Genomic DNA, 12850 nt, shown 5'->3' with positions numbered 1-12850 from the left:
TTTGCCATGCAGGTAGTGCGAGCAGCCGCCGCCTACATCATAGGCACGACCATCGTGATAGGCAGGGCCGCCACCACGATCAGGAAGCGCAGCAGAAAGCCGCCGACCAGTACGCCCGCATCCGACGCAGCACTGATCCAGTGGGCCTTGCGGCTCTCCTCGAACTCCTTGGGGCTAAAGAACAGAAGCCACGTCTCAAGCGCCGTCGGCAACACCAAGCCAACCGCGACAAGGCCGATCCAGTACACCGGCGCATACGAGCCGATAAGCAGATTCATGACCGAGTTCCAACCCGCAGGCGAGTTGAAGCTGGTGATGAACATGAGCGAGGCGATTAACACCAGCTCGATGATAGGCAGGCAGAAGTGGAACTTCTTCAGCACCCCCACACGGTTGAACTCATCAGCATGCTTGAAGATGCTGATGAGCAGCACCGAGGCGGCACCGGTGGACACCGCCGACACCAGAAACAGGATGGGCAGCAGAGCGTTGTTCCACAGCGGGAACGTCTTGCATACACCCAAGAGCGCGCCGGTGTACACCGCCACGCACACCGCGAACACCACGCCCACGATGTCCAGCCATACCGGCACCGACTTCTTCATGAAGTCCAGAACCACGACTACAATCGAGATAACGGTGAACGCACCCAGGAACACGACGCCCCAGGTCATCACCGAACCGAAATTCGTCAGCAACAGCGCGAAACGCAGCGGGTTGTGCAGACCGCCCTCGGCGTCGAACATCAGCAGCACCAGGCCGATAATGACCACGATAGGGGCGATCAGGTGGCCGATCTTGCGCATGTTCACAGCCTCGGGATGCCTCCAGCCAAGGAAGGCCGAGGTCACGAACGCGCCGCCGCCGAGTCCGGCGAGGAACAGGTACCATGCAATGATGGCACCCCAAATAGGTTCAAACGTCATCGTTCATCACCTCACGTAAAATACTTTGACTTTGGTCAGGTCGCCCGCAATAGGCTGTGCGTGCTCGGCGACGATGGCCTTCGAGATATCGCTGTCAGGGTCGTCCAGATCGCCGAACATACGCGCATCCGTCAGGCAGGCCTCCACGCACGAGCACATATCGGTCCCCGTGGTTTCAGCAGCAACGGTGCAGAAGCGACATTTATCCACCGTACCGGTTGCCTCGCTGAACACACGCACCTGGTAGGGGCACGCGGCCATGCAGTACTTGCAGCCAATGCAGCGGCCGTGGTCTACGCCCACGATGCCATCGGCACCCTTGTAAGCTGCCCCCGTGGGGCATACCGACACGCACGGCGCATCCTCGCAGTGCATGCACTGCAAAGGCACCGTCTCAATGCTCACGTTGGGGTACGTGCCGAACTCGCGCTCTTCGTAGCGGATGAAATCTTGCGTCGGAAGAAGGTCGTTTTGCCGCTGGCATGCCACGCGGCACGCATAGCAGCCAATGCACTTTTTCGTATTGATGAGCATTCCGTAGCGAGCCATCACGCACCTACTTTCTTCACCGTGACGGTTGTCTCCTGCGTCATCGCCGCACCATAGGCAGGCTCCATATGGAACGGAACGAAGTCCATCTGGCGCAGGCCCACGTTGTAGGCCGTGTGCTGCTCAGGAGACGAGCAGCCGTAGTGGCTCGGCATGTACAAGGCCGTGGGGTTGATGCGCTCGGTCACTTTCACGCGGCAACGGCCCGTGTGCTGGGTGTTGGAAACCTCCACTTCGTCGCCATCGGCAATGCCCAGCTGGGCCGCTTTCTCGGCATTCATCCACACACGCGTCAGATCGTAGTCCTTCGTGATCTGCATAAGGTCTTCGATGTTCGTCGTCTGCGTATGGCTGTGTATTGCCTGCTTGCCGCCGATGAGGCGCAGCTCGTTGCCCATGGGCATGGTCAGCGGCTCCACCCACACAGGGCTGGCAGACAAGCCCGCCTTCTCGCACGCCTCGCTGGTGAATTGCACTTTCTCGGTAGGCGTCTTCCACTTGGGCGTCGAGCCGTACTTGAACGTCTTCTCAGGAAACGTAGCCGTACCCGTTTGGCGAAGCGCATCAAGCGACAGGCCCACCGTCTGCAGCTGCGCATCGGCAAGCTCTTCGACGTTGAACTTGAAGTACTCGCCCACGCCGCACGCTTCCGCCAACTCGGAGAAGATAACGTCGACGGGCTTGGTGTTCGGATGCACCTTCTCGATAGCCTGGTTGCGCAGCGCAACCGCAGGCACCACGTCGCCGATGAACTCAGGAATCTCCGTGCGCTCGAGGTAGCTGGTGTCGGGCAGCACGTAGTCGGCAAGCATCGCCGTCTCAGACATCTGCACATCGATGACCACGTTCAGGTCCAGGTTGCCCAACGCTTCGGCCAGGTAGGCGGTATTGGAGTAACCGGCCGCCATGTTCGAGTTGTAGAAGAACATGGCCTTGATGGCGCCTTCTTTGGCCTGTTGGGCAGCAAAGAGGTTCGTGCCCATGCCCTTGAGGGCCAGCGGGTACTCAGCCGTACCTGCAATCTTCGCCTCAGGCTTTGGAGGTGAGGGGAACTTCTCTTTGTCAAGCGCCGCCGGAGACACGCTCCCGGTAAGCAGTGCGCCGCCCTTCTGGTTCCAGCAGCCCAGAAGCGTGTTGAACAGGCAGATGGCGCGTCCCGTTTCGCCCGAGTTCTGGTACGAGCAGCCAAACGCCCCACGCCAGCTCGACTCGATGGATGCAGCCGGCGCCGCTTCGGCGAACTGGACGGCCAGACGCTCGATGGTCGTGGCCGAGATGCCGGTGACTCCCTCGGCCCACTGCGGGGTATGGTCGGCAATTGCCGCGGCCCATTCCTCGAAGCCCACCCCGTTGGCGGTAACGTATTCCTTGTCGTACAGCCCGCGGGTGATAAGCACGTTGGACATAGCCAGCACCAGCGCGAGGTCGGTGCCGGGATTGATGGGCACCCATTCGTTGGCGAACACGCGGCTGTTGTTGCAACGCGGGTCAACCAGCACGATATTCGCACCACGCTCGTGGGCCTTTTGCAGTTCCATGACCGAGCTGGGGCGAATGGCATCGGCGTAGCTGCGCCCGATGAACATGGTCATCTTGGAGTTCGCCATGTCCGACGCATAGTTGCCGGCACCGATGGCCTGCGTCATACCCGACTCTTTGGACAGATTACAGGCGGCACCGTGGGTGTACACGTTGGCAGAGCCCAATGCGTTCATAAAGCGGGAGGCATAAAACTTGCCTGACGGACGCGGGTCGTGCACCAACGCAATTGCCTGGGCACCATCCGATCCGATAATACCTTTCGTCTTCTCGGCAATCTCGCGGTAAGCCTGCTCCCATGAAATTGCCTCAAACTTGCCTTGATCATTCTTCTTCAGGGGATCGGTCAGGCGGTCTTTTGAATAGGCGATCTGCGAGTAGCCGTACCCGCGAGCGCACAGTTTGTTCTTTGCGTAAGGATGGTCCGCATCGCCGATGAGCTTCGTCAGGCGCCCGTCGACGATGTAAGCCGTGAATCCGCATTTGCTCGAGCAGGCGTTGCACAGCGTGTGAACGGTCTTGGTCTCACCGACCGGTGCTGCGTCATCAGCATGCGCCTGCTCCCAAGCGCTGAAGCTCACATAGCCGGATGCTGCGGTGAGTGCAGCCACTCCCGCGCTCCCAGCCAGGAAGCTGCGCCTGGTTATAGCGTTTTCTGACATAGCTGTCTTCCTCTCTATATGCATGCCCGTGTGTCTCGTTTCCATGATGGCACCGTATCTCATGCGCTCAGAACAGCCGCGCCCTGCTGGGCACGAATGCCCAAGAGCACGTCAATGAGCCCAATGTAGAACCGCGCTTCGTCTCCCAGTTCCAGAAGCCTCATCCGATAAGCGGTAAGCCACTCGAGGCGCTCGGCGAGAAACTGTCCTGCCTGTCTTTGCATGCCGCTTCGCAGCATGACGGCCAGCAAGTCCAGCTCCAACGCCAGATGGTCGGGGCAGTCCGAGAACTCGTCGGGAACCGACAAGCCCATCGAAGCGATCAGCGCGCGCAGATACCGCGCCGCATCGCTGAGGTAAAGCCCTTTTGCCTGGGGAAACGGCGTCTGCTCGCCCGGAACGACCGACCACGTGGAGTACAGCGACTCCACCGGCAATGCCGAGTCGGCCAACCCTCCGGTAAAATGCCGCGCGAAGAACAGGTTCTTTTCCGCGAACGGCGGCGGGCAGAACAGTGCATCAACCTCGCCCGCTGAAAGGAATTCCTGGAGCGGGCAGCGTTTGCGCGTCCGTGCGAGAGGGCTGAGGGCCGAACCGAACGGCCGGTCGTCTTGCAACAGACGACGGACCCCGTCCAAGAACTCGGACCATGCCGCATTCCCCGTCAAGTGCTTCCAGTCGGCCTCGTCAACCGGCGCAAAACACTTCGACAGAACAGAGAATACCGCCTCGTCTTCCATCATCGTCCTCCCCTCCTTTTCATCAGCGTAAGCGTGAATACATCATGGTTTGCCGGGACGTTATGCCGAAACGATGGTCGTCGTGCGCACAATGCCCTGGTCGATCACCTTCTGGGCAATGTCTTCCCAGTCGATGAACTTGATAGCGCCGTTCGGGCACTGCTCAGCGCAACGGCCGCACGAGACACACTTCGTCGACACGCCGGTCTTGGTATCCACGACAGGCATGTTCCACGGACAGGCCATGTGGCACATTCCGCAGCCAATGCACGTCTTGGGATCGACCACGCGTGCGCCCGTTTTCTCGTCGCTATGGATAGCATGAACGGGGCAGTAGTTCGCGCAAGCAGGATCGGCGCATTGCTTGCAGTGTTCCACCGTAAACTGGCAGTTTTTAAAGCTGCCATCCGTGCCGCCGACGTTCGCGCCGAAGTTGTAGTTCGGCCACACGCGCACGCGGGCGATGCTTTGCTGTACGCGGCCGTCGTTCTTCAGCGTACAGGACATCTCGCAGCGCTGGCAGCCCGAACAACGGGCACGATCCGTCACGATCATCTTCGTGGGCGTCGTGCGCAGCTCGATGCGCCCTGAGGCGATCGACGCAGACGTGACGCCCCATGAAGCCAGTACGCCGCCAACCACGAGACCGGCGACACCGCAGCCGGCCATGGCCAGCACACTGCGACGCGTGAAAGTCTTCTGCTTGGGCTCCCCCTCGACGCCAGCACCCTCAGGCACGGACGCGGCTCCGTTCGCCTCAGGCGCAGCTGCCGGGACGTTCTGGTCCTCGGAGGTGTTCTGGTTCAGATTGGTATCTGACATAGCCTGGTACTCCCTCCCTCACGTAGTAACGGTGAGTGTGTTTGTTTCCTCCCTTGCCTGCCGCTGCGCCGGTCTTATTCCCTGGCTGCAAGCGGCGGCTGCGCTCGAACGATTCCTTCCACAAGTACCACACAACGTCTGCAAGTATGCCTTCTGCACGAAAAGGGGTATCCCCTCTTTAAGGGAATTCTTACCATTGACCGGCTACTTTGCGAAATTACCCTCAAAGAGGGGATACGCTGACCTTATCGATTGGCATACTGGCCAAGACGATTTTTGTCGGCGCTCGAACAAGCATCTGCAGGTTCCCACACAACACGAACCTAAAGAATCAGTTATCCAAAGATTTGGAGATGCAATATGGCTGACGAAACATCGTATGGATGGGCCGGTAAGATTCTCCGCGTCAATCTGAGCACGGGCTCGATCACGACGCAACCGACCGACCCCTACAAAGAGTACATCGGCGGCATGGGCCTCGCCAACAAGATTATGTTCGACGAAGTGCCCGCCGGTACCGATCCGCTCTCCCCCGAGAACAAGATCGTGTTCGCCGTGGGCCCGCTGACGGCATCGGGCGTCCCCCTAGCCGGCCGCACCACCATCTGCAGCCTTTCGACGTTCTCGAAAGACCACCTTATCATTGACGCGCACTGCGGCGGCATGCTCGGCGCCAAGCTGAAGCTGTCCGGCCACGACGCGCTCGTCGTCGAGGGCACGTCAGACCATCCGGTCTACATCAACATCAAGGACGACGAAGTCGAGATCAAGGATGCAAGCCCTATCTGGGGCCTGGGCACCCGTCCGGCCACCGAGGCGCTGAGCCGCATGGAGAGCACGAATGCCTGCGTTGCCACCATCGGTCCTGCTGGCGAGAACTTGGTTCCCTATGCCGTCATCATGAACTCCCGCAACCACTCTGCCGGTGCAGGCGTGGGTGCTGTCATGGGATCTAAGATGTGCAAGGCCGTCGTCGTCGAGGGCAACGGCTCGGTGAACGTGAAGGATCCCCAAGCGGTCGCCGACCTTTCCGACTACATGCTGCGTGAAATCATCGGTTCGAACAACAACCACGTAGTGCCTTCCACCCAGCAAGAGTGGGCAGAATACTACGACAAGGGCTCTCGTTGGACAGCGCGCAAAGGCTTGTACTGGGCCGACGCCGAAGGCGAGCCAATCGAGACAGGCGAGCCGAAGCCGGGCGAAATCAACACCGTGGGCTATCGCTGCATGAAGGCCACTAAGGATCTGGGACCCGCAGCCGAGAAGTACACCATCAAGATGAATGGCTGCCATAGCTGCCCCATCCACTGCTACTCCGACCTGCGCGTCGAGGGCGCCAAGGCTACGAGCGGCTACGAGACTTCCGGTAGCACCTGCGCCGCCAACTTCCCGGTGAGCGCCTACATGGAGGGCTTCTTGAAGATGGGGCTGAAGGAAGAAGGCAACGGCGATCTGAGCGTGCTGTGGGACACCACGACATCCAACACCATGGACAACATGGGCCTGTGGTGCAACTACGCGCAGATTTATCGCGACATCGCCTACTGCCACACCGCCGGTGTGTTTAAGCGCGTGCTGCCCGAAGCCGAATACGCTTCTATCGATTGGGGCAAATTCGACGCCGACCGCCGCGATCCTTCGATTATGGTAGACATTATTACCAAGATATCTCAAAATAATTCCGAGATATCCTATCTTGGACATGGCCCGTACGTCTGGTGCGAGCGCTGGGGCGAGCAGAAGTGGTTCGACAACGCTAAATCCACCTTGGTAAACTACCGCGGCTGGCCCGTACACCACTCCATCGAATGTTTCGGCCAGGTGGGTGCTGTGTACAACATGCTGTTCAACCGCGACGACATGATCCACTCTGCCGTGAACTTCCAGGGCTGCGGCCTTCCCTTCGAGCTGAAGCAGCAGATTGCCGAAGAGGTTTGGGGTGGTGCCGATGCCATTGACAAGGACAAAAATTACACCCCCATGAACGACCACAAGGCAAACTTCGCTTGGTGGTCGGTCGTAACCGACGTGCTGCACGATTCGCTCACGCTGTGCAACTGGGTATGGCCGATGACCATGAGCCCCACTAAGGCCCGCGACTACCGAGGCGACTTGGATCTGGAAGCCAAGTTCTTCGAAGCCGTTACCGGCGAGGACGTAACGACCGACGACCTGTACAAGGCTGGCGCCAAGATCATGACGCTGCAGCGTGCCAATACCGTGCGCGGTATGACCAAAGCCGACGGCTCGATGGGCAACAATAACCTACGCGAGGACCACGACGTTATTACCACGTGGGCATTCGACAAAGATCCTGACAAGCAAGCGTTCTCAGAAGGCACCGACAAGATGGACCGCGACGACTTCCAAACGGCACTGGGCATGGTCTACGCCAAGTTCGGCTGGGACGAGAAGCTGGGCTGCCCGACGGCCGCTTGTCTTGACGAGTACGGCATGGCCGACGTGAAGGAAGAGTTGCAGTCCTTGAACCTGCTGCCGTAAGCAGACTACTCCTTAGGACGGATGCCCACCCCCCCCCCCGGCATCTGCTCCCTATAAAGAAGCCCTTCGTATTTTCGAAGGGCTTCTTTACTTGCACAATTTACTTATGCAAGGCAGTGCGGTTTACATGAGACTTCTCGCCTTGCATAAGACCTTACCCTGAGCCGTGACAACAGTTGGGCACGCAGCTCAAAACCTGGTTTGCGAGCAGCTACTTGACGACGATGTTCACCAAACGGCCAGGCACCACGACGACCTTCTTCACATCCTTGCCCTCCAGCGCGGCTTCCACAGAAGCCAAGCCGGCAGCCTTCACGTCGTCCTCGGCGGCATCGGCAGCAACCACGATCTTGGCCTTCACCTTGCCGTTCACCTGCACGGCAAGCTCGACTTCGTCGGCCTTGGCCTGCTCGGGGTCGAACTCGGGCCAGGGCTGCACGTGCACCGAACCCGTATGGCCCAGCACGTCTTGCCACAGCTCCTCGGCCCAGTGCGGGGCGATGGGGGCCATCAGCTTCACGATAACCTCGGCCACTTCGCGGTCGAAGTCGCGCGAGAACGTACAAGCAGCACGCTCCTCGGCCGAGCACTTGCGCAGGTAGTCGCTTGCGGCGTTCGTCAGCTCCATGATGGCGGCGATAGCCGTGTTGAAGTTGTTGCGCGCGAAGTCGTCCACTACCTTGCCTACGACGCGATGCCGCTCGCGCACGAGCTGCTTGAGCGCTTGCTCGCCCTCGCTCTCGGAGGCACCCGCCTGGAACAGCGTCTCTTCGTCGGCAGCGCCCGCCAGGTCGCACACCATACGCCACGCGCGGTTCATGAACTTGTAGATGCCGGCCAGGCCGTCCTCGTTCCATTGCAGCTCTTTGTCGGGCGGCGCCATGAACAGGATGTAAGCGCGCACCGCGTCGGCACCGTAGCCGGCGATCATCTCCTCGGGCGAGATGACGTTGCCCTTCGACTTACTCATCACGTCGCCGTGCTCGTCGAGCACCATACCCTGCGTGAGCAGGTTCATGAACGGCTCGTCGAAGTCGAGCATGCCCATATCGCGCAGCGCCTTCGTGTAGAAGCGACTGTACAGCAAATGCAGGATAGCGTGCTCGATGCCGCCGATGTACTGGTCGACCGGCATCCAACGGTTCGCCTTCTCGGGCGCGAACGGCAGCTCCTCGTTGTGCGGGTCGGTGTAGCGCAGGTAGTACCAACTCGAACACGTGAACGTGTCCATCGTGTCCGTCTCGCGCTTGGCAGGGCCGCCGCACACGGGGCACGTCGTGTTCACGAACGCCTCGTGCGTGGCCAGCGTCTCACCCGCAGCCAGATCGATGTCCTCGGGCAGGCGCACCGGCAGGTCGCTTTCGGGCACGGGCACCAAACCGCACGTCGGGCAGTGGACGGCCGGAATGGGGTTTCCCCAGTAGCGCTGGCGGCTGATAAGCCAGTCGCGCAGGCGGAACTGCACCGTCTTCTTTCCTTTGCCCTCGGCAGCAAGATCGGCAATGATGGCATCCACCGCCGGGCTGTGCTTGCCGCCCGTCATGCCGGTGTACTTGCCCGACTGCACCAGCGTACCCTCGGCATCGTAGGCATGATCCCAGTCGACCGTGGTCACGCAACGCTCCTGCACGCCGTTCAACTGCGCGTACAGCGGATCTTCGTCGCCCAAGATGATGGGAATGATAGGCAGGTCGTACTTGCGCGCGAACTCGAAGTCGCGCTGGTCGCCGCAGGGCACCGCCATGACCGCGCCGGTGCCGTAGTCGCTCACGATATAATCGGCCACCCACACGGGCACCTTCTCGCCGTTGACGGGGTTCACCATGTAGCGGCCGGTGAAGGCGCCATGCTTCTCGCGATCGCCCTGCGCCCGCTCGACAGCGCTCACCTTGGAGGCCGCCTCGACAACCTCGCGCACGGCAGCTTCGTACTCGGTGCCTTCGACCAGCTCCATAAGGCCCTGGTACTCGGGGGCCAGCAGGAAGAATGAGCAGCCGAACAACGTGTCGGGACGGGTGGTGAACACCGTAATGGTGTCGTCTGCCATCGGATCGGCCGGAGCGTTGCCAGTGCGGTCGCACAGCAAAAAGTCAATCTCGGCACCCTCCGAGCGGCCGATCCAGTTGGCCTGCATCTGCTTGACGCGGTCGGGCCAGCCATCGAGCTGGTCCAGATCGTCGAGCAGCTCCTGGGCATAGTCGGTGATCTTCAGGTACCACTGCGTCAGGTCGCGTTTCTCCACCTCGTTGTCGCAGCGCCAGCACTTGCCTTCGATAACCTGCTCGTTAGCCAGCACCGTCTCGCAATGCGAGCACCAGTTCACGGGGCTGTTGCGACGCTCGACCAGGCCGCGCTTCCACATCTGCAAAAATATCCACTGGCCCCAGCGGTAGTACTCGGGGTCGCACGCCACGACAGTGCGGTCCCAGTCGTAGGAGAAGCCCATGCGCTTGAAGCTGGCCTTCTGCGTGTCGATGTTGGCATGGGTCCAGGTGGCAGGATGGCTATTGCGCTTGATAGCCGCGTTCTCGGCGGGCAGGCCGAATGCGTCCCAACCCATAGGATGCAGCACGTCGAAGCCGCGCATCTTAGAGAAGCGCGCCACCACGTCGCCGATGGTGTAGTTGCGCACGTGCCCCATATGGATGTCGCCCGAGGGATACGGGAACATCTCCAGCACGTACTTCTTCGGCTTGGAAGCATCCTCGGTTACGCGGTAGAGGTCCTCGTCGGCCCACTGCGTCTGCCAGCGAGGCTCGATCTCATGCGGATTGTAAGGTTTCATAGCGGTATCTTTCTCGGAGTGCACCGGTACATCGCGATTGCCCATTGTAGCAGTCTTGACCCGTTCGCAGAAAGCTATTCGCCGCCATCATCAGGCAATCGGTATACACGCACACAACCATCCGAGCACCACAAAACTTCCCAACCTCAAGCAAGCAGGGCGCCGAACCAGTAGTTCGACACGCCTGCAAGGGTGATGCGATCGCCGAACGAGAGCTTGAACGGCGAACAGCCGTCGCGATCGGAGTCGTACACGACATTGCCGTCGCGCAGTATGAGGCTTCCGTGCTTCGACTCGCTGTCCTCGAAATACCAGCACCCGTCACGATGGACGATCCGGCAGTGGCGTCGCGACACCCTTGGGCTCGTCTCGATGAGGTCGCAATCGGTGTAGCGACCGATAACGAAAGGGCGCTCCGACCCCAAAACCCACCAGTCGACCACTGCGTGTTCTTCAGAGGCGCAGTAGCCGATCAAGCAGGCACGTGCCCCTTGCTTGACGGTCTCTTTGGCATCCCCGAGCGCCATAAGCTGCGTTTCGTCTGCGATCTCGTAAACAAGCCGCAGATCGAGACATCCGAACGTCAACAGATGGAAATACGACGAAGCGATCAGGGTCAAGGGCTTAACGCCGCGCTTCAACGCGAGCACCTCGCAGCGGGCAAACAGAGAGCACATCTCATGTGCAATGCGGTTCAGATTGAGCGTTGAGCGCCCATCCTCATGTTCGTAGGCCATGCCGCGCTCGACATCGATCCACAGCGGTCCGCAAAAGTACGCCACCAGCTCCTTTTCGGAATAATCGGCAAAGTCGCAAAGGCTCGAGCAGAGCAGCAACGCCGCACGATCGAACACCTGCGGGTCCCTCTCGTAGCTCTGCTGGAAGTCCTGCACGTAGCGTTGGGTATGGATAAGACGGGACAAGACCGCCGCCGTCCTTTTTCGTATGGTCGGATTGTCGTGGTTGATGTAATGGCCGTTCGTTCCCAGATACGAGTAGAGTATCTTATGGTTGACATGCCCGCGAGAAAGCGATCTGACATGTTCGGCAAAATAGTAGAACGCCGTATGCCACCCATCATTCTCGCCCGGCACATCGAACGTTCTCGCCTGCTCAGTGTTCGTCCCCAACCGCACGTCAACCCCTTGTCCGCCACTTCCGACACTCGTATACGCAGATAAATAACCATTAGGGTATTCGTATTAAAGGACTTTCACTATTGCGCAATACCATTGCTTTGCTCATTGGCCCCTAAAACGTGTCTGAAATTGCCAAGTTTTCAAGCATGCGGGAAGAGCCGATACCCGGCTCGAATACGCAGAACAAGCCGTGCATTTCAACATAGCGATCGACCAGCAAATCGAGGCGTTCGACGAGGCTCTCGTACGAAGGACGCTCTTGGGGGTCGAGCGAGACGCACGACTCGAGCAGCGAGCGTATGTCGGAGGGCAGGCCCTCGCTTACGCATAAAGCATCTTTCCGTCGGTAATGAGAAACCCAGAATCGAAGGTCGTCACCAAACCGCGGCTGAAACGGATAAGGCCAGCACCCCGTAAGCACTTCGTGGGCGACCACCCCAAACGAGAACACGTCCATTGCCTCGTTCAGCCATACGCCCCTACGGGAAATGCCCTCGGGAGCCGTGTACCCGCACGAACCATACGGTATCTCCTGCGGTATCTCATCGAGGAAGAATGCGGTATCGAGGTCAATGACGACAGCATGCAACCGCGGGTCTGTCGCTATCAGAATATTGGACGGCTTGATGTCTTGATGGACCAGGCAAGCCCCGGCTTCGCAGCGATTGAAGTCTCGCAAACCAGCGGCCACGGCACGGAGCAAGACAAGCGCTTCGGAAATAGCAATGGAACGCCTCTCCTGCACCGCTTCTGCAACCAGGCGGTTCAGGGTGCGTCCTTCAACCCAGGGAGTCACTACGTAGAGCGTCGCCTCGTATTTCTCTCGGTCGAGCGCAGGAATAACCCCAAACTGCAAAAGGGGCGGCATCCCCCGCTCGATGGTTCCTGCATCGGCTTCACGACCACAGAACGCTTCAGAGATACGCGAGAACAGGCTAAGCTGATGCTGCAAGAACGGGCCGTCTGCCTGTATGGTCTTCACACAGCAAGGCTGCTCGTCCGATGAGCCGGGTTGCGCAAAGCAGCATCGGTACACCTTCGCATGCCGGCTCTTCGAAACAAGGACGGCAGATCGAAAACTCGACTCCGTCGCACAGAAATCAACGTCGAACGCGGAACAGGCACACATGTTCAGTCCCCCATTTCGCCACCTGGCTCACTAAGCTGCTGGGCGTCTACGCAC

At 59.7% G+C, this 12850-nt stretch carries 9 protein-coding genes; 1 reads left to right on the top strand and 8 read right to left on the bottom strand.

Features of this window, described 5'->3' with window-relative positions; translation table 11 throughout:
* Positions 1 to 32 precede the first annotated feature (32 nt).
* Genes nrfD through RR842_RS07500 form a run of 5 tightly spaced genes read right to left on the bottom strand, consistent with a single transcriptional unit; the run spans position 33 to position 5238 of the window.
* Entirely contained in the window at positions 33 to 926 is an 894-nt protein-coding gene (gene nrfD, locus RR842_RS07520) for an NrfD/PsrC family molybdoenzyme membrane anchor subunit (protein WP_332513638.1), read from the bottom strand.
* 6 nt (positions 927 to 932) lie between these two features.
* Positions 933 to 1475 (bottom strand): 4Fe-4S dicluster domain-containing protein, encoded by a 543-nt coding sequence (locus RR842_RS07515; protein WP_332513640.1) that lies wholly within the window; start codon positions 1473 to 1475, stop codon positions 933 to 935.
* Positions 1475 to 3676 (bottom strand): molybdopterin-dependent oxidoreductase, encoded by a 2202-nt coding sequence (locus tag RR842_RS07510; protein WP_332722225.1) that lies wholly within the window; start codon positions 3674 to 3676, stop codon positions 1475 to 1477. The genes RR842_RS07515 and RR842_RS07510 overlap by 1 nt, the downstream gene beginning before the upstream one ends.
* A 59-nt stretch (positions 3677 to 3735) precedes the next feature.
* A complete protein-coding gene (locus tag RR842_RS07505; protein WP_332554095.1) occupies positions 3736 to 4419 on the bottom strand; it encodes a molecular chaperone TorD family protein in 684 nt (227 codons plus the stop codon).
* Positions 4420 to 4476: 57 nt separating this feature from the next.
* Positions 4477 to 5238 (bottom strand): ferredoxin-like protein, encoded by a 762-nt coding sequence (locus RR842_RS07500; RefSeq protein WP_332513644.1) that lies wholly within the window; start codon positions 5236 to 5238, stop codon positions 4477 to 4479.
* Positions 5239 to 5598: 360 nt separating this feature from the next.
* Between RR842_RS07500 and RR842_RS07495 the strand changes: the two genes are divergently transcribed.
* Entirely contained in the window at positions 5599 to 7743 is a 2145-nt protein-coding gene (locus tag RR842_RS07495; RefSeq protein WP_332521393.1) for an aldehyde ferredoxin oxidoreductase, read from the top strand.
* A gap of 211 nt (positions 7744 to 7954) precedes the next feature.
* Here the strand turns inward: RR842_RS07495 and leuS are convergent, their stop codons facing one another.
* From leuS to RR842_RS07480, 3 genes are all read right to left on the bottom strand, one after another.
* Positions 7955 to 10528 (bottom strand): leucine--tRNA ligase, encoded by a 2574-nt coding sequence (leuS, locus tag RR842_RS07490; RefSeq protein ID WP_332729369.1) that lies wholly within the window; start codon positions 10526 to 10528, stop codon positions 7955 to 7957.
* Between the two features lie 146 nt (positions 10529 to 10674).
* The gene (locus RR842_RS07485) at positions 10675 to 11664 is read right to left on the bottom strand and encodes an FHA domain-containing protein (protein ID WP_332729368.1); all 990 of its coding nucleotides are present in this window, start codon (positions 11662 to 11664) and stop codon (positions 10675 to 10677) included.
* 115 nt (positions 11665 to 11779) lie between these two features.
* Entirely contained in the window at positions 11780 to 12649 is an 870-nt protein-coding gene (locus RR842_RS07480; RefSeq protein ID WP_332729367.1) for a protein kinase, read from the bottom strand.
* Between the last annotated feature and the right edge of the window lie 201 nt (positions 12650 to 12850).

Source organism: Gordonibacter sp. (assembly GCF_036667095.1).
In the GTDB taxonomy this organism is placed as follows: Bacteria; Actinomycetota; Coriobacteriia; order Coriobacteriales; family Eggerthellaceae; genus Gordonibacter.
The sequence above is the reverse complement of the archived record's forward strand: the minus strand, read 5'-3'. Positions and strand labels throughout refer to the sequence as shown.

Excerpts from the sequence above, each read along its gene's own strand:
- nrfD (WP_332513638.1), bottom strand. The coding sequence starts at position 926 with ATGACGTTTGAACCTATTTGGGGTGCCATCATTGCATGGTACCTGTTC.
- RR842_RS07515 (WP_332513640.1), bottom strand. The coding sequence starts at position 1,475 with ATGGCTCGCTACGGAATGCTCATCAATACGAAAAAGTGCATTGGCTGC.
- RR842_RS07510 (WP_332722225.1), bottom strand. The coding sequence starts at position 3,676 with ATGTCAGAAAACGCTATAACCAGGCGCAGCTTCCTGGCTGGGAGCGCG.
- RR842_RS07505 (WP_332554095.1), bottom strand. The coding sequence starts at position 4,419 with ATGATGGAAGACGAGGCGGTATTCTCTGTTCTGTCGAAGTGTTTTGCG.
- RR842_RS07500 (WP_332513644.1), bottom strand. The coding sequence starts at position 5,238 with ATGTCAGATACCAATCTGAACCAGAACACCTCCGAGGACCAGAACGTC.
- RR842_RS07495 (WP_332521393.1), top strand. The coding sequence starts at position 5,599 with ATGGCTGACGAAACATCGTATGGATGGGCCGGTAAGATTCTCCGCGTC.
- leuS (WP_332729369.1), bottom strand. The coding sequence starts at position 10,528 with ATGAAACCTTACAATCCGCATGAGATCGAGCCTCGCTGGCAGACGCAG.